Origin of the sequence: Pelagibacterium mangrovi (genome assembly GCF_036662815.1) — a bacterium.
Classification (GTDB): domain Bacteria; phylum Pseudomonadota; class Alphaproteobacteria; order Rhizobiales; family Devosiaceae; genus Pelagibacterium; species Pelagibacterium mangrovi.
This window is the reverse complement of record NZ_JBAFXA010000005.1, coordinates 199,865-219,635: the sequence shown is the minus strand read 5'-3', so window position 1 is coordinate 219,635 and position 19,771 is coordinate 199,865. Positions and strand designations below refer to the sequence as shown.

General features: G+C 63.0%; 24 protein-coding genes. 16 read left to right on the top strand and 8 right to left on the bottom strand.

Annotated features, from left to right (window positions below; genetic code table 11):
- Position 1: 1 nt before the first annotated feature.
- Positions 2 to 397, bottom strand: coding sequence for a (R)-mandelonitrile lyase (locus V4T21_RS10620; protein ID WP_332716324.1), 396 nt, complete (start codon positions 395 to 397; stop codon positions 2 to 4).
- Positions 398 to 629: 232 nt separating this feature from the next.
- Here V4T21_RS10620 and V4T21_RS10615 point away from each other — a divergent pair, with 232 nt between their 5' ends.
- Positions 630 to 1,529 carry a LysR family transcriptional regulator gene (locus V4T21_RS10615; protein ID WP_332716322.1) on the top strand — a complete coding sequence of 300 codons (900 nt, stop codon included), beginning with the start codon at positions 630 to 632 and terminating at the stop codon, positions 1,527 to 1,529.
- Positions 1,530 to 1,581: 52 nt separating this feature from the next.
- On the opposite strand, the gene hmuQ is transcribed toward V4T21_RS10615, so the two are convergent.
- Positions 1,582 to 1,896 carry a heme-degrading protein HmuQ gene (hmuQ, locus tag V4T21_RS10610; RefSeq protein ID WP_332716320.1) on the bottom strand — a complete coding sequence of 105 codons (315 nt, stop codon included), beginning with the start codon at positions 1,894 to 1,896 and terminating at the stop codon, positions 1,582 to 1,584.
- 65 nt (positions 1,897 to 1,961) lie between these two features.
- The gene (locus V4T21_RS10605) at positions 1,962 to 4,091 is read right to left on the bottom strand and encodes a TonB-dependent receptor domain-containing protein (RefSeq protein WP_332716318.1); all 2,130 of its coding nucleotides are present in this window, start codon (positions 4,089 to 4,091) and stop codon (positions 1,962 to 1,964) included.
- A gap of 360 nt (positions 4,092 to 4,451) precedes the next feature.
- On the opposite strand from V4T21_RS10605, the gene hemP reads away from it, so the two are divergent.
- The 10 genes from hemP (at position 4,452) to ilvC (ending at position 12,552) form a co-directional block, all read left to right on the top strand.
- Positions 4,452 to 4,592, top strand: a complete 141-nt coding sequence (hemP, locus tag V4T21_RS10600) for a hemin uptake protein HemP (protein WP_440589647.1) — start codon at positions 4,452 to 4,454, stop codon at positions 4,590 to 4,592.
- A 9-nt stretch (positions 4,593 to 4,601) separates the two neighbouring features.
- A complete protein-coding gene (locus V4T21_RS10595; protein ID WP_332716313.1) occupies positions 4,602 to 5,657 on the top strand; it encodes a hemin-degrading factor in 1,056 nt (351 codons plus the stop codon).
- Between the two features lie 8 nt (positions 5,658 to 5,665).
- Positions 5,666 to 6,526, top strand: a complete 861-nt coding sequence (locus V4T21_RS10590; RefSeq protein ID WP_332716312.1) for a heme/hemin ABC transporter substrate-binding protein — start codon at positions 5,666 to 5,668, stop codon at positions 6,524 to 6,526.
- Between the two features lie 3 nt (positions 6,527 to 6,529).
- Complete coding sequence (locus V4T21_RS10585) at positions 6,530 to 7,621, top strand: FecCD family ABC transporter permease (RefSeq protein WP_332716310.1); 1,092 nt, start codon at positions 6,530 to 6,532, stop codon at positions 7,619 to 7,621.
- 6 nt (positions 7,622 to 7,627) lie between these two features.
- Complete coding sequence (locus tag V4T21_RS10580) at positions 7,628 to 8,416, top strand: heme ABC transporter ATP-binding protein (RefSeq protein ID WP_332716307.1); 789 nt, start codon at positions 7,628 to 7,630, stop codon at positions 8,414 to 8,416.
- 11 nt (positions 8,417 to 8,427) lie between these two features.
- Positions 8,428 to 9,270: a tonB-system energizer ExbB gene (exbB, locus tag V4T21_RS10575; protein ID WP_332716306.1), complete on the top strand. Its 843-nt coding sequence runs from the start codon at positions 8,428 to 8,430 to the stop codon at positions 9,268 to 9,270.
- A gap of 4 nt (positions 9,271 to 9,274) precedes the next feature.
- Complete coding sequence (exbD, locus tag V4T21_RS10570) at positions 9,275 to 9,721, top strand: TonB system transport protein ExbD (protein WP_332716304.1); 447 nt, start codon at positions 9,275 to 9,277, stop codon at positions 9,719 to 9,721.
- Positions 9,722 to 9,728: 7 nt separating this feature from the next.
- Positions 9,729 to 10,718 carry an energy transducer TonB family protein gene (locus V4T21_RS10565; RefSeq protein WP_332716301.1) on the top strand — a complete coding sequence of 330 codons (990 nt, stop codon included), beginning with the start codon at positions 9,729 to 9,731 and terminating at the stop codon, positions 10,716 to 10,718.
- Positions 10,719 to 10,867: 149 nt separating this feature from the next.
- Positions 10,868 to 11,497 (top strand): TetR/AcrR family transcriptional regulator, encoded by a 630-nt coding sequence (locus V4T21_RS10560; RefSeq protein ID WP_332716299.1) that lies wholly within the window; start codon positions 10,868 to 10,870, stop codon positions 11,495 to 11,497.
- A 35-nt stretch (positions 11,498 to 11,532) separates the two neighbouring features.
- Positions 11,533 to 12,552, top strand: coding sequence for a ketol-acid reductoisomerase (gene ilvC, locus V4T21_RS10555; RefSeq protein ID WP_332716296.1), 1,020 nt, complete (start codon positions 11,533 to 11,535; stop codon positions 12,550 to 12,552).
- Between the two features lie 264 nt (positions 12,553 to 12,816).
- On the opposite strand, the gene V4T21_RS10550 is transcribed toward ilvC, so the two are convergent.
- Genes V4T21_RS10550 through V4T21_RS10535 form a run of 4 tightly spaced genes read right to left on the bottom strand, consistent with a single transcriptional unit; the run spans position 12,817 to position 14,527 of the window.
- Complete coding sequence (locus V4T21_RS10550) at positions 12,817 to 13,143, bottom strand: YciI family protein (protein WP_332716295.1); 327 nt, start codon at positions 13,141 to 13,143, stop codon at positions 12,817 to 12,819.
- A gap of 39 nt (positions 13,144 to 13,182) precedes the next feature.
- Positions 13,183 to 13,740, bottom strand: a complete 558-nt coding sequence (locus V4T21_RS10545; RefSeq protein WP_332716294.1) for a dihydrofolate reductase family protein — start codon at positions 13,738 to 13,740, stop codon at positions 13,183 to 13,185.
- Positions 13,741 to 14,190 carry an SRPBCC family protein gene (locus V4T21_RS10540; RefSeq protein WP_332716293.1) on the bottom strand — a complete coding sequence of 150 codons (450 nt, stop codon included), beginning with the start codon at positions 14,188 to 14,190 and terminating at the stop codon, positions 13,741 to 13,743.
- Positions 14,183 to 14,527, bottom strand: coding sequence for an ArsR/SmtB family transcription factor (locus tag V4T21_RS10535; RefSeq protein ID WP_332716292.1), 345 nt, complete (start codon positions 14,525 to 14,527; stop codon positions 14,183 to 14,185). Before V4T21_RS10535 ends, V4T21_RS10540 begins: the two co-directional genes overlap by 8 nt.
- Before the next feature lie 137 nt (positions 14,528 to 14,664).
- Between V4T21_RS10535 and V4T21_RS10530 the strand changes: the two genes are divergently transcribed.
- The 4 genes from V4T21_RS10530 (at position 14,665) to V4T21_RS10515 (ending at position 17,962) form a co-directional block, all read left to right on the top strand.
- Positions 14,665 to 15,558, top strand: coding sequence for a PhzF family phenazine biosynthesis protein (locus V4T21_RS10530; protein ID WP_332716289.1), 894 nt, complete (start codon positions 14,665 to 14,667; stop codon positions 15,556 to 15,558).
- Between the two features lie 78 nt (positions 15,559 to 15,636).
- Entirely contained in the window at positions 15,637 to 16,068 is a 432-nt protein-coding gene (locus V4T21_RS10525; protein ID WP_332716286.1) for a hypothetical protein, read from the top strand.
- 78 nt (positions 16,069 to 16,146) lie between these two features.
- Positions 16,147 to 16,275, top strand: a complete 129-nt coding sequence (locus tag V4T21_RS10520; protein WP_332716284.1) for a hypothetical protein — start codon at positions 16,147 to 16,149, stop codon at positions 16,273 to 16,275.
- 139 nt (positions 16,276 to 16,414) lie between these two features.
- Positions 16,415 to 17,962, top strand: coding sequence for a 2-isopropylmalate synthase (locus V4T21_RS10515; protein WP_332716281.1), 1,548 nt, complete (start codon positions 16,415 to 16,417; stop codon positions 17,960 to 17,962).
- A gap of 142 nt (positions 17,963 to 18,104) precedes the next feature.
- Here V4T21_RS10515 and V4T21_RS10510 read toward each other — a convergent pair whose 3' ends face one another.
- Positions 18,105 to 18,941 carry a leucyl/phenylalanyl-tRNA--protein transferase gene (locus V4T21_RS10510; RefSeq protein ID WP_332716279.1) on the bottom strand — a complete coding sequence of 279 codons (837 nt, stop codon included), beginning with the start codon at positions 18,939 to 18,941 and terminating at the stop codon, positions 18,105 to 18,107.
- A 188-nt stretch (positions 18,942 to 19,129) separates the two neighbouring features.
- Between V4T21_RS10510 and msrA the strand changes: the two genes are divergently transcribed.
- Positions 19,130 to 19,750 carry a peptide-methionine (S)-S-oxide reductase MsrA gene (gene msrA, locus V4T21_RS10505; protein ID WP_332716277.1) on the top strand — a complete coding sequence of 207 codons (621 nt, stop codon included), beginning with the start codon at positions 19,130 to 19,132 and terminating at the stop codon, positions 19,748 to 19,750.
- The last annotated feature ends 21 nt before the right edge of the window (positions 19,751 to 19,771 follow it).

Here is a 19,771-nt window from a genome sequence, read left to right as displayed (position 1 = left end):
TTCAGGCGCCGTATTCGGCGTCGGTGACTTTTTCCATCCAGTCGACGACCTTGCCGTTCTGGACTTCCTGAAGGGCGATGTGGGTCATCGCGGTTTGCGGGGCGGCTCCGTGCCAGTGCTTTTCGCCCGGCGCGAACCAGACGACGTCGCCGGGATGAATCTCTTCGATCGGCCCGCCCAGGCGCTGGGCGCGGCCCGAACCGGACACGACGATCAAAGTCTGGCCCAGCGGATGGGTGTGCCAGGCGGTCCGCGCTCCCGGCTCGAAGGTGACCTGCGCGCCCTGGACGCGATCGGCGTCGAACGGATTGAAGAGGGGGTCGATGCGGACGGTGCCGGTGAACCAGTCCTCGGGGCCCTTGCCGGAGGGGCGTGAGCCCGAGCGTAAAATTTCCATTGTCCGGTCTCCTGTTGAATGGGTTCGATGCGAGGCGGGGCGCGTCGTGCGCGAGGGGAGGGGCGGGCAGCGAACCGGACGAAAAATCTATCCGCCGGCTGTGTCGAAATGCTGACGGTCCGCGATCGCGCCGATGAGTCGACACCACTATAGACCGGCAGGACTTGTCTGATTAGCCATTGCAATCGGCATGGACTTATTCATTCTGGATATGAATAAGGAGCGATATGCCATGAACCGGCAGGATTTGCACGACATGCTGTGGTTTCTGGCGGTGGCCGAGGAACGCAGCTTTACCAAGGCGGCGGCGAGGTTGGGGACGTCGCAATCGACGATCAGCCATACCATCAAGAAGCTGGAGGCACGGCTGGGCCTGCAGCTTCTGACCCGGACGACGCGGAGCGTATCGCCGACCGAGGCAGGAGAGCGATTGCTGCGGGCATTGTCGCCGCGCATTCAGGATATCGAGCACGATGTCGACGCGCTGATGGCGTTTCGCGACAAGCCTTCGGGCAGCGTGAGGATCACCCTTTCAGACCATGCGCTCGACTGGATCGTCTGGCCCAAGCTCAAGCCCGTGCTGGAAGACCATCCGGACATTCACGTCGAACTCAATATCGACAACGGCTTTCGCAACATCGTCGAGGAGCGGTTCGACGCCGGGGTTCGATTGGGGGAGAGTTTGGACAAGGACATGATCGCGGTGCGGATCAGCCCGGACTGGCGGCTGGTGGCGGTCGCCTCGCCCGATTATCTGGCCCGGCACCCCGCGCCACGGACTCCGCAGGAACTGGTCGAACACAATTGCATCAACCATCGCCATTCCCGATCGGGTGGCCTTTATGCTTGGGAATTCGCCAGGGACGGGCGGGAGGTGCGCGTGCGCGTCGGGGGGCAACTGACCTTCAATACGATCCTGAGCATGATCGATGCGGCGGTCAGTGGTTTGGGGGTCGGCTACGTGCCCGAAAATGCGGTGGCCGATGAAATCAAAGCCGGGCGGCTCGTGCAGGTGCTGGACGAGTGGTCGCCGATGTTTGCCGGGTATTATCTCTATTATCCGCGCCGGCGGCAGAACTCGCCGGCCTTTGCAGTGGTCGTCAACGCGTTGCGGCAGACGAGCGCGCGGTAGTGCAGATGGCATGAGACGGCCGACGGCGCAAAGCGAGCCGTCGGCCGGGTTTTTAGGCGCCTTCGACGAAGGAGAAGCCTTCGAACTGGGGATGGCCGACATAGATGTCGCGCCCGGCGCCGGAGCCGCCATGGGCGTCGCGGAAATTCTGCGAGCGCGTCCAGTTTTCGAAATCCTCGCGGCTCTTCCAGAGCGTGTGCGAAGCGTAGAGCACGTAATTTTCTTCGGTGTTTTCAGGTCCGCGCAGCAGGTGGAATTCGACGAAACCGGGATTATCGGCGAGCTTGGAATCGCGCGATTTCCAGATCTGCTCGAAGGTTTCGGCGGCGTCCGGCTTCACCTTGAAGCGGTTCATGGCAATGAACATGAGGCGTTGTCCCTTTTGATTGTAAAAAAGCGGCGGAGCTGAAGACTCCGCCACCTTGGAGGAAATCAGAAGCGCACGGTGGCGCCGAGCTTCACGCTGAAGCCGGGTTCGTAGACACTGGATTGTGCGTCGTTAAGGGGACTCTCATAGGCAACATCGAAAAGGTTATCGACACGCACGTTGAATGAGACGTTTTCGGAGGCCTCGTAGCTGGCGAAGAGGTTGACGAGCGTATAGTCGTCAGCATCGACGCCTTCGGGCTGCCAGTTGTGCTGGACCTCGCCGCCGACCGTGAGGGCGTCATCGAGCAGACGGAAGCCTGCCGTACCGGTGACCTGGGTGGTGGGGATCGACATCAGCGGGGATTCGATGCCGTCTTCGATGGTGTGGCCATCGATCACCGATGCGCTGAGGCCTGCGAACCAGGTCTGCTGGTCGTAGAGGGCTTCGAACTCGAAACCCTGAATCTCGGCGGAGGCGAAATTGTCGTACTGGTAGCAGATCGGAGCATATTCAACGTCAGGATTTCCAAGTAGCGGGAAGTTTACCGGGCAGGCCGAATTAAGCGGAAATCCAGCAAGAGTGCGCCCCCCAATATAATTGCTAATGGAATTGTCGAAATAGGCTGCCTTGAGCCGCAAACTGTCATCGGGCGTAACCAAGCCATCGAGCGCATAGTTGATACCGAACTCCCAGGTCCGGGCCGTTTCTGGCTGTAAATCTGGATTGGGCAGGAAGGGGAAGGCGACACCGGAGGGGTGCAGGCCGCTCATCAGCGTTTCGGTGGTCGAGGGCGAGCGGTAGCCTTCGGCATAGGTGCCATAGACCTGCAAACCGGCGAAGGGACCTTCATCGAAGGGCGAGATGCCGACGGTCAGACGCGGAGAAATGCGGTCGCCCGAGGCGGAATTCGTGTCGCTCTCCAGGCTATAGGCGTCATAGCGCAGCGCGCCGATGACCTCGAGCCAGTCATAGGTCAGCTTGTCCTGGATATAGGCGCCCCAGACGGTGCGGTTGCCCGAGGGAGTATAGACGTCGCTGCCGCCGGTCGGTGAGGTGGTGACGACATCGTCGAACACCCAGTCGCCGCCATAGGTCAGTTCATGTTCGACCGCGCCGGTTGAAAAGCGCGAGGTGTTCCAGATGTCGAGCCCATAGGTGGTCAGGTCGTAATCTGTGGAGGACCCGGCCGGGATCGTGATGGGCAATCCGGTTACCGAGTCGTACTGGCTGCGATCCACCAGCGTGGTGGAGGTCAGGTTGGCGCTATTGAGCGACCCGTTGATGTGCAGGTCGAGCAGCGGGTTGTCCGGATCGGTGAGTTCGTACTGGGCGGTGAGCGTGTTCTGGAGCACGTCGATATTGGTCTCGCCGCCGCTTTCTTCCCAACTGTCGTCGGTGCCGCTCCAGCCCAGGTTGAGTTCGCTGTATTCGGTGGGACGGATCGTGGCTTTGACGAGGCCGCTCAGCGTATCGAAGCTGGTGCCCTCGACGGTGTCGCCATTGCCGTCGCTGTAATCGCCATAGCCGCGCAAGACGATGTTGGCGAGGACCTCGACGTTTTCGTTAAGACGCACGGCGCCGGTGGTGCTGCTGGTGAGCCCGGTCGCGTTGCTGTCAAAGTTGAGCGAGCTTTCGAGCGCGTATTGCTCGGAGGGGAGGAGGAAGCTGTCGGCGGTCTTGGTGTTGAACATCACCACGCCGCCGATGGCGCCCGAGCCGTAGGTGTTGGCGACGGGGCCGCGCACGACTTCGACCGATTCAAGCAGGTTGGGATCGACGAAGAACATCGAGGACGTGCCGTGACCCGAACGGGAGAAATTCTGCCGGGCGCCGTCGACGATCACCTGCACACGGCCGAAATCCTGGAGGCCGCGGATGTTGGCGGCGGAGCCGGCGCGGCGGGCGTCGGTCTGGATGGCGATGCCGGGGGTGCCGAAGAAGACGTCATTGGCGGTGGCGGGCATGCGCCGGGCCAGGGTTTCGGCGTCGATCTGGCTCACCGAGGCCATGGATTCGATGGCCGTCTCGCCGGTGCGGCTGATGACGGTGATGCGGTCGAGCAGCATCGAGCCCTGCGCAACGTCACATAGCGCCACATCGGATGCCTGGACCGGCTCGGCGCAATAATCGGGCTGGGGCAGGGCCTGGGCATAGGCGATGCCCGAGATGGCGCCATAGGCTACGCCCGCCAAAAGGGCTCCACGGAGAAGCTGGCCGGAAACGTTATATCCGCCTGTGCCACCCCCAAAAATCAAACTGCCTGTCGCACGCGCGCGGACCTGCATCTCGCATTGCTCCTTAGATCGGATTGGTAAAACGCGATGCTGGCTGGCTTCAGGCTGGCTTGCTTCGACTGATCCCGCGCCTCCGTTTGGCCATAATCGGGAATGGGTGCGTTATAAAACATGATTCCAAGAGTCAACTATTGACATGAAATTTAACATGACTAATGAAGTCAGAAATTGAAATGTCCGTGGAAACGGGCAGAGCACACGGGTTTTGATACGCCTGCGATGACCTGGAATTCACCTTCTAACGACGACCCCGACCCAGTGGACACAGGACGCGACCGTCCGCAGACGGTTTCGACGACCGAGCTGTTCGGCAAGGAGCGGGAGATTGCGATCGACCATGAAGGAACGATCTACCGGCTCAGGATCACCCGGCAGGGCAAGCTGATTTTGAACAAATAGGACGCTGAGATGACCTCACCTTTGACGCCTTCCGAAATCCTTCAGTTGCGGGCCAGCCAGCCGCAGATGCGCGAACGCGATTTCGCGCGGATACACAAGATCACCGAAGCCCAATTGGTGGCGGCCCATGTGGGCACGAGCGCGACGCGCCTCAATGTGGACGTCGCGGCGCTGCTCGAGGGCGCCAAGACGCTGGGCACGGTGATGGCGCTCACCCGCAACGAAAGCGCGGTGCACGAGAAGATCGGGCCCTATGAGAAGGTGCTCGTGGGCGAGCGCGGCGCGATGGTGCTGGGTGAGCAGATCGATCTGCGCATCTTCCAGGGCAAGTGGGCGTGCGGGTTTGCTGTCACCAAGCAGGGGGACGAGGGGGTGCGGCACTCGCTGCAATTCTTCGACGCTGCGGGGGATGCGGTTCACAAAATTCATCTGCGGCCCGAATCCGATCTCGATGCGTACCATGCCCTGGTGGCCAAGCTGCGCGCCGCCGACCAGAGCGCCGAGCAGGAGACGGGCACAGTCGGCGATTCCGAAGCCGTGGACGCCTCCCGGCCGCAGGCCGATGCCGACGCGCTGCGGGATGCCTGGGGCCGGCTGACCGATACGCACCAGTTCTTCGGCATGCTGCGCGATCTCAACCTGCCGCGCCATCAGGCGCTGCGCATGGTGGGGCCGGACTACGTGCGCGAAGTGGGCACGGACGCCGTGGAAGCGATGTTCAACCTGGTCACCGAAAACGGGCTGCCGCTGATGGCGTTCGTGGGCAATGCGGGGTGCATCCAGATCCATTCGGGACCGGTACACAAGGTGGCGCGCATGGGGCCGTGGCTCAACGTGATGGACGAGACATTCCATATGCATCTGCGGACCGACCACATCGTCAACGCCTATGTGGTGAAGAAGCCCACGAGCTCGGGCTTCGTCTCGTCGCTGGAAGCCTATGACGCTAACGACAAGCTCATCATCCAGTTTTTCGGAAAGCGTATCGAGGGGCATGACGAGCGTCCGCTGTGGCGCGAGACGCTTGCGACCTTGCCCGAATTCAACGCCTCCGCAGCCGCTTGAGGTTCATCATGCGCCAAATTCTTTTTGCCCTGACCGTCATTGCCGCTCCCGCCGTCGCCAACGCACAGGACGTCACGCCCTTTGCCGATCCCTCGCGTCTGGTGACGATCGGCGGCTCGCTTACCGAAATCGTCTTCGAACTGGGGGCCGAGGATTATCTCGTCGCCCGCGATTCCACCGGGACCTATCCCGAGGCGGCGACCGAATTGCCCGATGTGGGCTATATGCGGGCTCTGGCGCCCGAGGGTGTGCTGTCGGTCGAGCCGACGGCGATCCTGATGCTCGAAGGGGCGGGGCCGCTCGAGGCGATCGAGGTGCTGCAAAGCGCCAGCGTTCCCATCGTCACGGTTCCGGAAACCTTTGACGCGGCCGGGGTTGCGACCAAGGTTCAGATGGTGGGCGCCGCGCTGGGGCTCGATGAGGCGGCCGAAGAACTCAATGCCCGGATCGCCGCCGATTTCGCGGCGGTCGAAGAGCTGACGGCGCAGAATTCGGAGCGCAAATCGGTGCTGTTCATCCTGTCGATGACCGGCGGGCGGATCAACGCATCGGGCACCGGAACGGCGGCGAACGGGATCATCGCGCTGGCGGGCGCCGACAACGCCATCACCGAATATGAGGGCTACAAGCAGCTGACCGAGGAAGCGATCATCACTGCCAATCCCGATGTCATCCTGATGATGGATCGGGGTGGAGATCACGCGGCGAGCGACAACGAGCTTCTCAACCATCCTGCGGTTTCGCTGACGACCGCCGGGCAGAATGCGGCGATCGTCCGCATCGATGGAGAATATGCGCTCGGGTTCGGTCCGCGCGCCGCGTCGGCGGCACGGGATCTCTCCGAGGCCATATACAACCGAGAAAACTGAGCCATGAGCATGATTGCCATAAGGCATGCCATCGCGTCGGGCCACCAGGGTGACCGGAGCGCGCTTGCCCGTGTCGTGCTCGTTGGATTGGTGGGGTTGCTCGCGCTGGCGATGATGGTGAGCCTTTTCACCGGCGCGTCGGGTGTTTCGGCCATCGACGCGGCGACGATCTGGCTGGGGCTGGGTGGCGCCGAGGACGTTTCGGCGGCGCGGGCCATGCTGATCATCAACGAAATCCGGCTTCCCCGCATGGTGCTCGGCGCCATGGTGGGGGCGGGGTTGGCGATATCGGGCGTGGTCATGCAGGGCCTGTTCCGCAACCCGCTGGCCGATCCGGGGCTGGTGGGCGTTTCGGCGGGTGCGGGGCTTGGCGCCGTGCTGTTCATCGTGCTGGGCGGCACGATACTGGCGCCGATCAGCGCCGTGCTGGGGATCTATGCGGTCCCGATCGCCGCGTTTGCCGGCGGGGCGCTGACGACGATCATTCTCTATCGGGTGGCGACCGAGCGCGGGCAGACGGCGATTGCTACGATGCTTTTGGCCGGCATCGCCATCGGCGCGCTGTCGGGCGCGGTGACGGGCATGCTGGTCTATATCGCCAACGACGTGCAGCTTCGCGACCTCACCTTCTGGGGGCTGGGCTCGCTGGCCGGGGCCAATTGGTCCAAGGTGCTCGCCAGCGCTCCTTTCATGATAGGCGGGGTGGCCGTGTCGCTGATGCTGTGGCGGGGGCTCAACGCGCTGACGCTGGGTGAGGCTTCGGCCCACCACATGGGCGTGGACGTCCAGAAGCTCAAGAACATCGCGATCGGCGCCGTTGCCGCCTGTGTGGGCGCGGCGGTGGCCGTGAGCGGGGGCATCGGGTTCGTCGGCATCGTGGTGCCGCACCTGCTGCGCATCCTCATCGGGCCCGATCATCGCTATCTGCTGCCCGCATCAGGATTGCTGGGAGCGGCGTTCCTGCTGGGCGCCGACGCGATCAGCCGCGTGATCGTGGCTCCGGCGGAATTGCCTATCGGCATCATCACGGCGAGCGTGGGGGGGCCGTTCTTCCTTTACATCCTTCTGCGCCGCAGAAATCAGTTGGCCTGGTAGGGCGCCATGTATCAAGCACGCGATATCAGATATGGGATCGGACGGCGCGAGATTTTGCGCGGCGTCGATTTTAGCGCGCGGCCGGGCGAGCTGACGGTGATCGTCGGGCCGAACGGCTCGGGGAAATCCACGCTGCTCAAGGCGTTGACGGGGGAAATTGCCGCAGAGGGTGAAGTTTCCATCAACGGAAAGCCGCTTTCGGCCCTGCGGCCATGGCAGAGCGCGGCGATCCGCGCCGTGCTGCCGCAATCGAGCGTTTTGACCTTTCCGTTTTCCGTCCATGAAGTGGTGCGGCTGGGGCTTTCGGGGGGCGTGCCGGGTCTGAGCGAAAGCGAGGCGGCGCGCTTGCCCGAACAGGCGCTGGCGCGGGTCGATCTCGGCGGCTTCGGCGGGCGGTATTACAACGAGCTGTCCGGTGGTGAACAACAGCGCGTGCAGCTTGCGCGCGTGCTGTGCCAGGTGTGGGCGCCGGTGCTGGATGGGGAGCCGCGCTATCTGCTGCTCGACGAGCCTATATCGAGCCTCGATATCCGGCACCAATTGCTGATCATGGATGTGGCGCGCGATTATGCCGAAGCCGGGGGCGGGGTGATCGCCGTGCTCCACGACCTCAATCTGGCGGTGATGTATGCCGACCGGATCGCGGTGATGAGCAAGGGGCAGATCGTCTCCCAGGGGACGAGCGGCACGGCGATCACCGATAGCGTGATCGAATCCGTTTTTGCCTGCCCGCTGCGCCTCAACAGCACGCCGCCGGGCGGATTGCCCTTTCTTCTTCCCCAATCGGCGAGATGAGGGGCTATCGGATGCATGACAGGATTTGGACCATGATCGAGGGGGCGCGTTTGCGCCTGGGGCTCGGTATCGCGGGCGTGCTGGTTTCGGCGCGTTCGGCGGTCGGGCAGGACGAAGCGACAGCGCCGATGGTCGAGACCGGGCTGGGGCATGACCTATCGGTCTGGGGCATGTTCCTGGCCGCCGATATGGTGGTCAAGACGGTGATGGTCGGGCTTGCGGCCGCGGCGCTGATCACCTGGATCATCTGGCTGGGGAAATCGCTTCAGCTCATGGGGGCCAAGCAGCGGGCGCGTCGTGCCTTGCGCATCGTGCACAAGGCGGCCAGCCTTGACGATGCCATCGGGCAGATGGAGCGGCGCAAGGGCGTGGGGGCGTTGCTGGTGCGGGCCGCCGAGGAAGAGCGGCGTGCGTCTTCGGACTTTGCGGCACATGCCCAGGCCGCCGGGCTCAAGGAGCGTATTTCATCGAGCCTGGGGCGGATCGAAGTCGCCGCCGGACGCAAGATGTCCCGGGGGACGGGAATTCTGGCGTCGGTGGGCTCGGTGGCGCCGTTCGTGGGGCTTTTCGGCACGGTCTGGGGGATCATGAATTCGTTCATTTCGATTGCCGAAACCCAGACGACCAATCTGGCCGTGGTGGCGCCGGGCATTGCCGAGGCGCTGCTGGCAACGGGGATCGGGCTGGTGGCGGCCATACCGGCGGTGGTGATCTACAACGCGTTCGCGCGGGCCATCACCGGATACAGGCAATCGCTGGCCGATATTTCGGCGGCGATCGAGCGGCTGGTGAGCCGGGACCTCGATCGCAGCGCGGTTTCGGGCAGGGCGGTTCACCACGAGGCGGCGGAGTAGGACGATGGCGGCGCGCATCAGGGAAGGTGTCGACGACGATCTGGACGTCAACCACGAGATCAACGTCACCCCGTTCATCGACGTCATGCTGGTGCTGCTCATCATCTTCATGGTGGCGGCGCCGTTGGCGACTGTCGATATCAATGTCGACCTGCCGGTTTCGACGGCGCAGCCGGCGCCACGGCCCGATGAGCCGCTGTATGTGACGCTCAAGGACGATCTGTCGATTGCGCTGGGCGATGACGTCGTGGCGCGCGATGGGTTGGCGGACGCCATCGATGGGGTCACCCAGGGGGACCGCGAAACGCGCGTGTTCCTGCGCGCCGACCGGGCGGTGGAATATGGCGAGCTGATGGAGCTGATGAACCTGCTGCGCGCGTCCGGTTATGTGAGGCTGGCGCTTGTCGGCCTCGAGAGCGCAGAGCCCGCGTCCGCGCCGGCCATGGACTAGCGATAGCATGAATACGCGCAGGCCGGTCTCCGAGCACATATTGAGGACCGGGTGGACCGATGTTGCCTTGTGGGGGACGGCGAGCGCGCTGGTCATCGCCGCCTGCATCGGCGGGGCGGTTGCCTTCGATCGGCTTCGCGTTCCCCAGGAACCGGGCGGGACGCTGGAGACCCCGATCTTTATCGAATTCGCCGAGTTCGAAGCGTCTCCGGTTGCCGAGAGCATCGACGTGCCGACGGGCGATCCGATGATGCAGGCGGAAGGCAGTCCCGAGCCGGTGGAAGAGATCGAGGACGAGGTGGAGCCGGAACCTGAACCCGAGCCCGAGCCCGAGCCAGAGCCAGAGCCAGAGCCAGAACCAGAGCCGGAGCCGGAGCCCGAGCCAGAGCCAGAACCAGAGCCTGAACCAGAGCCGGAGCCGGAACCCGAGCCTGAGCCGGAACCCGATGAGCCTGTGGAGGAGATTCCAGAGGCCGATGTTCCGGACCCGGCGGTTCCCATGCCCATGCCGATCCCGCGTGAAATTGCCGAACTGCGCGAAAATACCCCTGCGACGGATTTTTCGCCTCCGCCACAGCCGCGACCCGCTGCGTCACCTCCGCCCCAGCAGGCGGCCAGCCAGACCTCCGCGCCGCCTCCCGCCGAGCGACAGGCCGAGCAGGCAGCGGCACCGCAATCGGTGGCCGGGACGCAGCCCAGCACGACGATGATCCAGCGCTGGCAGGCCGATGTGTTGCGGCATCTGGCGCAGCGGCGCCAATATCCGCCGGGTGCCGAGCGGCGGCGCGAGCAGGGCATCGCCGTGGTGCGGTTTTCGATCAATGCGGGCGGACAGGTGTTGTCGGCAGCGCTTGTGCAGTCGAGCGGGTTTGCCGAGCTGGATCAGGCGGCGGTGCAGCTCGTGCATCGCAGCTCGCCCTTGCCTCCGCCGCCGGCCGGATTGCGCCAGGCGATGCTTACGCTGACAGCGCCCATCGAATATTCATCACGGCGATAGACTGAGGAAGAACGTCGCGGATGAGACTTCGGGCTTGAAAAATGCCGAACCGTACCGTACGGTACGCCTAATGCGAGAAGCCGAGGCCCGCGGAAACGGGGCTCGGCATCTTTTTAGAGCCTAGAGACGAAATCGCCAAGAGAATATTTGTGACGCCGCCGACCCTGACGATCAGCGACGATACCCTGACCGACCGGCAGAAGGATGTGCTGGATGCGGCGCTCGGCCTGTTGGTCGAGGGCGGGGACGGGCTGACCATGACGGGCGTGGCCCGGCGGGCGAGCTGTTCGAAGGAAACGCTCTATAAATGGTTCGGCGACCGGGACGGACTGCTGACGGCGACGGTGCAATGGCAGGCCTCGCGCGTGCGGATGGTGCTGGTGGACCGCGAAACGCTGGACAAGCGGACGCTGGCCATAGCGCTGGAAAAGTTCGGGCGCGACTGGCTGACCGTCCTGACCGGGGACATTTCGGTGGCGCTCAACCGGCTGGCGGTGAACCATGCCGGGCAGGAAAAGCGCAATCTGGGGCGGATCGTGCTGGAAAACGGCCCGATCGGCATGGCCCGGCGCTGCATTCCCATGCTGGAGGCGGGGCGCGAGGCCGGGCTTTTGAAGTTCGAGGATTCGGACCAGACCTTCAGGACATTTTTCGGGCTGGTGGTGCGCGATACGCAAATCCGCATGCTGCTCGGGGAACAGAGACAGCCGAGTGAGGAAAAGATCGTCGCACAGGCCCGACGGGCTCGCGAACAGTTCTTCACGCTCTTCGGCGCGTAATTTCAACAACGGACAAGCGAGCTAGGGAGAGACCAATGCGCGTTTATTACGATCGGGATGCCGATCTCAACCTTTTGAAATCCAAGAAGGTCGCCATCATCGGTTATGGCAGCCAGGGCCGCGCCCATGCGCTCAACCTGCGCGATTCCGGGGTGACCGACATCGCCATCGGCCTGCGCCCGGGCTCCTCGACCGCCAAGAAGGTCGAAGCCGACGGCCTCAAGGTGATGAGCGTCGCCGAAGTGGCCGGCTGGGCCGACATCATGATGATGGCGACCCCCGACGAGCTTCAGGCCGATATCTACCGCGACGAAATCGCTCCCAATATCCGTGACGGCGCGGCGCTGGCCTTCGCCCATGGGCTCAACGTCCATTTCGGGCTGATCGAGCCCAAGGACACAGTCGACGTGCTGATGATCGCCCCCAAGGGCCCCGGCCACACGGTGCGCGGCGAATACGAGAAGGGCGGCGGGGTGCCGTGCCTGATCGCCATCCATCACGATGCGACGGGCAATGCCCACGACCTCGGGCTGGCCTACGCCTCGGGCGTTGGTGGCGGGCGTTCGGGCATCATCGAAACCACCTTCAAGGAAGAGTGCGAGACCGATCTGTTCGGTGAGCAGGCCGTGCTTTGCGGCGGTCTGGTCGAATTGATCCGCGCCGGTTTCGAAACGCTGGTGGAAGCCGGCTATGCGCCGGAAATGGCCTATTTCGAGTGCCTGCACGAAGTGAAGCTGATCGTCGACCTGATCTACCAGGGCGGCATCGCCAACATGAACTACTCGATTTCCAACACCGCCGAGTGGGGCGAGTACGTCACCGGGCCGCGCATCATCACGTCCGAGACCAAGGCCGAGATGAAGCGGGTTCTGGCCGACATTCAGTCGGGCAAGTTCACCTCGGACTGGATGCAGGAATATCGCGCCGGCTCCGCCCGCTTCAAGGGCATCCGCCGCAACAACGACGCGCACCAGATCGAGGAAGTCGGCGCCAAGCTGCGCGACATGATGCCCTGGATCAAGGCCGGTGCCTTGGTGGACAAGGCGCGGAACTAGCGAACGCTGAGGCTTCCCGATCCATGGCTTCTTGCGTTGGTCGGTTGCCGAACTGGAAAAGTGCGGCGCACTTTTCCAGTCAACCTCCGATGGATCAAGGCCGGTGCCTTGGTGGACAAGGCGCGGAACTAGCGAACCTTGAGGTTTCCCGAAGCGCTGCTGCTGGATTCCGGGAATAAATCCCGGAATGACAGAGGTGGGTGAGGCGAGACAGTGTTTTGAAAAAGCGTGGAGGGCCGGTTCGCCGGCCCTTTTTCTTGCCCGCTATTCCTTGAGCGGCCAGATTTCGATGACGCCATGGGCGACGGCGCAAGGGGATTTCGAGGCGAGTTCAATCGCTTCATCGATGTCGCGGGCTTCCATGAGGGAAAAGCCGGCGATGGGCAGGGCCGAGGACAGGTAAGGGCCGGTTTCGGTCCGGACACCTTCGCCGTTCGGGTTGCGCACCTGAACCGGGGTTCCGGCGATGCCCATCACGACGCCGCGCTGCACGAGCGAGGCATCGTGCTCATGGGCTGCCTGCCTGACGTCTTCGGGCGTTCGGTCATAACCGGCGCGTTCGTCGTAGCCGATGGTGATGTATTTTGGCATTTGCTGTCCTCGTTGGGGCGCGGCATATCACCGGACCGCTCAAATCGCGGTTCCCAGTCCGTAGTAGAGAACGATCCCGCCGTTTTTGAGAGGCTGGGATTTGAGCAGCTTGAGGTCGATCCGCTGATCGGCCGGCTTGAACAGGGGATTGCCGCGGCCCAGGAGCAGCGGGGCGATGCAGAGGCGGTATTCGTCGATCAGCCCGGCGGAGAGGAGCGTCGAGAGCAGGTCGGCGCTGCCGAAGACGTAGATATTGCGGGAGGCTTTGCGCTTGAGTTCGGTGACAGAGGCGACGATGTCGCCGCTGACGATCCCGGTGTTGTTCCAGACCGCTTCGGCGAGGGTGTCGGAGACTGCGTATTTTCTTATCGCGTTCATGCCATCGGCGATTGTGCCTGTCTGTCCGGGCCAGTGGTCGGCGAAGCCCTGATAGGTTTTGCGGCCGAACATCAGGGCATCGGCTTCCTCGAGCTGGGCGATGGAGAGCGTTTGCAGCTCGTCGCCCCAGACTGTTTCATGAAGAGCGAGGTCCCACGGCTCGGTGCCTTCGAAATAGCCGTCGACGCTTGCGATGTTCCAGACGATGAGCTTGCCCATTTATTCCTCCACTGCTTTGGCCAGATTGGCCAACAGGTCCACGGTGCCGACTTCGCGCATTTTCGGGTCGTCATAGCCATCGAGGAATGCGCCCTGCTCGGTCAGTTTGAGCCGCGTGCCGCCGTCGGTATCGGTGAGTTCGATGGTGGTGAGGGAGGCCGAAATGTGCTGGCTATCGGCGTCCATGTCATAGGCGTAGATGATGCGCTCATTCTCGATGATATCGAGATAGATGGCATCGAACCGGTAGGAATGGACGCGGCCATGGGAGTCGGCGACCCCGTGGCTGTGCTCGCGGCCGCCGACGCGGAAATCCATCGAAGCGTTTTCGCTTCCGAACCATTTTCGCTTGGTCTCGATATCGGAAAAGGCGGTGAAGACTTTGGAGCGGGGTGCCTTGTAGGTCCGCTCGAGCGTAAAAGTGGCGTGGATGACATTGCGCTCAGTCATGTGTCTGCTCTCCGGTGTCGGTTTCCAAAAGGACGCCCAGCGCGTCGAGACGCCGGCCCCACAGATTGCGGCGTTCGTTGATCCATTGTTCGGCGCGGCTCAGGGCCTGGGTGTCGAGGGTGCAGGTGCGCACCCGTCCGACCTTTCGCGACGACACCAGCCCGGCCTGTTCGAGAACCGAGAGGTGTTGCAGGACGGTGGGAAGCGAAACTCCCAACTGGCCGGCAAAATCGCTGACCTTGGCGTCGGACTTGCTGAGCCGGTCGATGATGGCACGGCGTTTTCCATCCGCGAGGGCCTGGAACATGCGATCGAGTTGTTGCTGTTGGTTAGTCATGTGCCTAACTATCGCATATTAATTGTTAGGTCAATGACTAAGTTTTTGCCTTTTGCCGGAAACTCGTTAGAGAGGTGCCGAAAAGGCCGTCCCGTGGGAGGCGGGTGGCCATCTGCCGATTGGGGGCAATGATGCCGATGAAACTTCCCTATTATCTTCTCGACGTGTTCACGCGCGACCGGCTCAACGGCAATCCGCTGGCCGTGGTGCTCAAGGCCGATGAGCTTTCCAGCGCGCGCATGCAGGCGATCGCCGCCGAGTTCAACCTGTCGGAGACGGTGTTCGTGCTCGCGCCCAAGAACGAGCGGCACACGGCGGCGCTGCGGATTTTCAGCCCCGTCAACGAGATGCCGTTTGCCGGCCATCCCACTGTGGGGGCGTCGGTGTTGCTGGGGTTGCAGAACCGGTTGAGCGCGGTGCGGCTGGAACTGGGCGTGGGCATCGTCACCGCCGTGATGGAGAAGATCGACAAGCGGACGGGAGAGGCGAAGTTCGCACTGCCCAGGCTTCCCGAGCGGGTCGGGGAATTGACCGATATTGCAGAGGTTGCCGCGCGGCTTGGGTTGGATGAAAGCGACATCGGATGCGAAGGCATGATGCCGGCGCAGTATTCGGCGGGCAATGCGTTCTATCTGGTGCCGATCGCCAATGCGAAGGCGCTAGAAGCGATAAAGCTCGAGCGGCGCGGGTGGACGGATACGTTTTCGGGCCAGCGCAACTCGGTTTACGTCTTCGCCAAAACGCCCAGGGAGCGCGGCAATGATTATGCGGCGCGCATGTTCCATATCGCGCATGGCTCGGGCGAGGACGCGGCGACGGGATCGGCTGCGGCGGCGTTGATCGGGCTGTTGGCCGAGCATGGCGGCTATGGCGAGGGGCATCACGCCCTCAGGATACGGCAGGGCAGGGAGATGGGACGGCCGAGCGAAATCGGCGTGCAGTTCAATATCGAGGGTGGCGCGCTCAAGCATGCCGGGATCGGCGGGGCTGCCGTCGTTCTCGCCGAAGGGGTGATCGACCTGGACGATTGATCCTTTGCGCGTGCGCGCCGGTTGACATCGGGGGGTGGAGGCGCCACCTCTCGTCAACGGCTATTTCGGGAGGACATCATGGCCATTGTCAATTCCCTGCTGCTCGCCGCCCATCTGGCCGGGCTGGCGATGATCGTGGGCGCCACGCTGGTGCTATGGCGCGCAGGCGGCGTTCTGGCGCGGGGAGAAGCCAGTCCGGGCATGACGCGGCTCGGCAAGCGGGTGATCGCTTTGGGCGATATCGGATTGGCGCTCAACTGGATCAGTGGGCCGGTGATGATCTTCACCAAATATGGCGGGTTCGGCGCGTTCGTAGCGCTGGGTCCTTGGTTTTGGCTCAAGCTGGCCTTTGTCGTGGCCCTGAGCGGGATGCTGGGCGTTGCCGGCGGGAATTTTCGCCGCGCGAGCGCGGGCCCGGCCGAAGCGGGGAGCCGTGTCGAGCGCACCGGGGCAATTGCGGCCCTGTGCGCGCTCGGGGTGATTGTTGCGGCCGTATTCACTTTTGGGTAGACCGAACCGACCAACGGGGTTGCAAGGCGCGCCACTTTTGCCCATGATGGAAATGTAGAACGCAACCAGGCAGGACGAATGCGCCGTCGTACCAACCGCGCCATTGCCATAGCCGCCAGCAAGCAGAAGGCTTTGCAGGTCCGTATCCTTATGGGATCGGCGCTGCTGCTTTCCGCCGCGCTTCTACTCCTCCTTATCAGCCCCTGATTACCGGCAGTCCGCTCGATGTGAAGCGGACGGGTCTTCAGGGGAGTGCCGCAACTGCCGAACAGATCGATAATGTCCGGCCACAACCTGCTGCATTTGCAAGGCTTTCTGCGCAGGGGCCGATAGAGGAAGACCCAAGATGAGTACCAATACAGACCGCGTCTATATTTTCGACACCACGCTGCGCGATGGCGAGCAGAGTCCCGGCGCGACGATGACGCTGGAAGAAAAACTCCAGGTGGCCGAGATTTTGGACACCATGGGCGTCGACATCATCGAGGCCGGGTTCCCCATCGCGTCGAATGGCGACTTCGAGGCGGTGGCGACCATTGCCAAGCGCTCCAAGAACGCGGTGATCGCCGGGCTGGCGCGAGCCATTCCTGCCGATATCGACAGGGCCGGCGAGGCGGTGAGGTTCGCACCGCGCGGGCGCATCCACACCTTCGTTTCGACCTCGCCCATCCATCTGGCCCACCAGATGAAAAAGACCGAGGACGAGGTACTCGAAATCGTCACCAAGACGGTGGCGCAGGCGCGCAATTTGATCGACGACGTGGAATGGTCGGGGATGGATGCGACGCGCACGCCGATCGAATTTCTCGCCCGCTGTACGGAAGCGGCGATCAAGGCCGGAGCCACTACGATCAATATCCCCGATACGGTGGGGTATTCGACGCCGGAGGATTATTACCGTCTGATCAAGGATTTGATCGAGATGGTTCCCAATTCGGATCAGGCGATCTTTTCGACCCATTGCCATAACGATCTGGGTATGGCGGTGGCCAACTCGGTGGCCGGCGTACGGGCCGGGGCGCGGCAGGTGGAATGCACCATCAACGGCATCGGCGAACGCGCGGGCAATGCGGCGCTCGAAGAGATCGTGATGGCTTTGAAGACCCGCGTGGACGCGCTGCCGTTCCACACCAATATCGAATCGACCGCGCTGTCGCGCGCTTCGAGGGTGGTGTCGGCGGCGGCCAATTTCCCCGTACAGTACAACAAGGCCATCGTGGGCAAGAACGCCTTCGCCCACGAAAGCGGCATCCATCAGGATGGGATGCTCAAGAACGCGCTGACCTATGAGATCATGACGCCCGAAAGCGTGGGGATCAAATCCACATCGCTGGTGATGGGCAAGCATTCGGGCCGGCACGCGTTCAAGGAAAAGCTCAAGGATCTGGGGTACGAGCTGGCCGACAATCAGTTCCAGGAAGCCTTCCAGCGCTTCAAGGACCTCGCCGACCGCAAGAAGCACGTTTATGACGACGATATCGTCGCGCTGGTCGATGACGAGATGGGTTCGGGCGCCGACCGGATCAAGCTGGTCGACATGAGCGTCACGTCCAAGACGGGCGGGGTACACCGGTGCGAGCTCAAGGTGGCCGTGGACGGCCAGCCGGTGGACGTTGCCTTCGACGGCACGGGGTCTGTCGATGCGATCTTCAACGCCATCAAGGCGGCGGTGGATGCCGACCCGCATCTGGTGCTCTATGCGGTCGATGGCGTCACCGGGGGCACGGATGCGCAGGCCAACGCGCATGTGCGGCTGGAGATGAACGGACGGATCGCCTCGGGCAATGCTACCGAGCCCGACACGCTGGTGGCTTCGGCGCGCGCTTATCTCAACGCGTATAACCGGCTGTTGGTGGAACGCGGCGCGCCGGCGCAGGGTGCGTTGGCGGGTTGAAATAGCTTAATCGATTGCGGAGATGCTGCTGGACCCCGGGAACGAGTCCCGGGGTGACAGAGGATTGGCTGGGGTAGCGACGCTGCCCTAAATCCGGCTTGTTATTCCGGGATTTATTCCCGGAATCCAGTGCGGCTAGGGATCAATCCGAAGGTAAGACAGGTTCCCATGCGGCGGTTTCGGCAAGGGTGAAGGATGCCGTCCACGGTCCCACCGGGGCGGTGGTGCGGGCCGGGGTCTTGAGCAGCGCCATATAGTCGGCGCGGGGGAGCACGGTGCCGCCCAACGCCTGGACCCAGGGGGACATGATCTGGTGATCGACGGCGGTGAAACCGGCATCGGCCAGATGATGATAGAGGCTGACGATGGCGAATTTCGATGCATTGTCGGCGGTGTGGAACATCGACAGCGCCGAAAAGACAGGGCCGATGGCGACGCCGAACAGGCCGCCGACGAGGTTGTTCTCGGTATCGTAGATCTCGACCGAATGGGCGTGGCCCTCGGCGTGCAGCCGGGTATAGAGCGCCTTGGCCTTGGGGGTGATCCAGGTGAGGTGCAAGCGGGATGCGTCGCGGGGCGCGGCGCAGCCATCGAGCACGCCGGCGAAATCGGTATCGAAAGCGACGCGCATGTCGGTGCCACGCATGGTGCGACGGAAGCGCTTGGCGATGTGAACCGCGCCCAGATCCATTATGGCGCGCTGTGGCGGTGACCACCATTTCATCGAGCCCCAATGACCCTGCGGGTAAAAGCCAAGTTCCATGGCGCGCAGGACAGTCGGGGTCGAAAGATCGCGCGCGATGCTGGCAAAGCCGGGCGGGACGTCGCGAATTTTGGCGGGATCTGGGACGGGGGCCGGGGGAACGATCCTGTCGCGAACCAGATTCCAGACGACAAACGGAAAATAGCGCGCACGCGGCGGGCGCATCCAATAGGCGGTCGCCAGCGCAAGGCGCCGCAGGCTCCACGATCCGGGCATTCTGCTACCCGGCGGCACCAAACTGGTCATTGCATTGGACTCGCTGCGGCAGTCGACGCAATCATTTATAATGAAACCAAAGAGCCCGGCGTATCGTATTGCACTTTATGGTTACCGGCGGGCTCACGGCGGATTGACTTGCGGGGGGCGCTGTCCGGGTCCAGCTTGCAATGGAGAGGAGATTATCCATGCGCGGAACATTGATTGCCTTGAGCGTGGCCGGAGCGAGCCTTTTTGCCGCCGCGCCGGCTTTTGCCGACACGGCGCTGTTTGCCGGAGGGTGCTTCTGGAGCGTGGAATCCAATTTCGACAAGGTCGATGGGGTGACCGCGACGATCTCGGGTTTCGCTGGCGGGCATGTCGAAAACCCTAGTTACGAGCAGGTGGTTTTCGAAGATACCGGGCACTATGAGGTGGTCGAGATCGAATACGACCCCGAGGTGGTCAGTTTCGAGCAATTGCTGACGGTCTTCTGGCACACGACGGACCCGACAGATGCCGGCGGACAGTTCTGCGACCGGGGAGATGGGTATCGCACGGCGGTCTTCGCCCTGACGCCCGAGCAGCGCGATGTGGCCGAGGCGAGCAAGGCCGCGCTGGGCGAGGAGACGGGGCTGACGATCGTGACGGAAATCAAGGAGGCGGCGCCGTTCTACGCCGCCGAGGATTACCATCAGGATTTCCACACCAACAATCCCGAGCGCTACGAGGCCTATCGGGTGGGGTGCGGGCGCGACATCCGCATCAACGAACTCTGGGGTGATCAGGCATTTCTGGGCACGAGCGACAATCCGTTCCCCGAAGGATAAAAAACGCAGCTCGGTGGGTGG

Bases quoted from the DNA above. Each gene is read 5' to 3' on its own strand.
- V4T21_RS10620 (WP_332716324.1), bottom strand. From the start codon at position 397: ATGGAAATTTTACGCTCGGGCTCACGCCCCTCCGGCAAGGGCCCCGAG.
- V4T21_RS10615 (WP_332716322.1), top strand. From the start codon at position 630: ATGAACCGGCAGGATTTGCACGACATGCTGTGGTTTCTGGCGGTGGCC.
- hmuQ (WP_332716320.1), bottom strand. From the start codon at position 1,896: ATGTTCATTGCCATGAACCGCTTCAAGGTGAAGCCGGACGCCGCCGAA.
- V4T21_RS10595 (WP_332716313.1), top strand. From the start codon at position 4,602: ATGACCTCACCTTTGACGCCTTCCGAAATCCTTCAGTTGCGGGCCAGC.
- V4T21_RS10590 (WP_332716312.1), top strand. From the start codon at position 5,666: ATGCGCCAAATTCTTTTTGCCCTGACCGTCATTGCCGCTCCCGCCGTC.
- V4T21_RS10585 (WP_332716310.1), top strand. From the start codon at position 6,530: ATGAGCATGATTGCCATAAGGCATGCCATCGCGTCGGGCCACCAGGGT.
- V4T21_RS10580 (WP_332716307.1), top strand. From the start codon at position 7,628: ATGTATCAAGCACGCGATATCAGATATGGGATCGGACGGCGCGAGATT.
- exbB (WP_332716306.1), top strand. From the start codon at position 8,428: ATGCATGACAGGATTTGGACCATGATCGAGGGGGCGCGTTTGCGCCTG.
- exbD (WP_332716304.1), top strand. From the start codon at position 9,275: ATGGCGGCGCGCATCAGGGAAGGTGTCGACGACGATCTGGACGTCAAC.
- V4T21_RS10565 (WP_332716301.1), top strand. From the start codon at position 9,729: ATGAATACGCGCAGGCCGGTCTCCGAGCACATATTGAGGACCGGGTGG.
- ilvC (WP_332716296.1), top strand. From the start codon at position 11,533: ATGCGCGTTTATTACGATCGGGATGCCGATCTCAACCTTTTGAAATCC.
- V4T21_RS10550 (WP_332716295.1), bottom strand. From the start codon at position 13,143: ATGCCAAAATACATCACCATCGGCTACGACGAACGCGCCGGTTATGAC.
- V4T21_RS10545 (WP_332716294.1), bottom strand. From the start codon at position 13,740: ATGGGCAAGCTCATCGTCTGGAACATCGCAAGCGTCGACGGCTATTTC.
- V4T21_RS10540 (WP_332716293.1), bottom strand. From the start codon at position 14,190: ATGACTGAGCGCAATGTCATCCACGCCACTTTTACGCTCGAGCGGACC.
- V4T21_RS10535 (WP_332716292.1), bottom strand. From the start codon at position 14,527: ATGACTAACCAACAGCAACAACTCGATCGCATGTTCCAGGCCCTCGCG.
- V4T21_RS10530 (WP_332716289.1), top strand. From the start codon at position 14,665: ATGAAACTTCCCTATTATCTTCTCGACGTGTTCACGCGCGACCGGCTC.
- V4T21_RS10525 (WP_332716286.1), top strand. From the start codon at position 15,637: ATGGCCATTGTCAATTCCCTGCTGCTCGCCGCCCATCTGGCCGGGCTG.
- V4T21_RS10520 (WP_332716284.1), top strand. From the start codon at position 16,147: ATGCGCCGTCGTACCAACCGCGCCATTGCCATAGCCGCCAGCAAGCAG.
- V4T21_RS10515 (WP_332716281.1), top strand. From the start codon at position 16,415: ATGAGTACCAATACAGACCGCGTCTATATTTTCGACACCACGCTGCGC.
- V4T21_RS10510 (WP_332716279.1), bottom strand. From the start codon at position 18,941: ATGCCCGGATCGTGGAGCCTGCGGCGCCTTGCGCTGGCGACCGCCTAT.
- msrA (WP_332716277.1), top strand. From the start codon at position 19,130: ATGCGCGGAACATTGATTGCCTTGAGCGTGGCCGGAGCGAGCCTTTTT.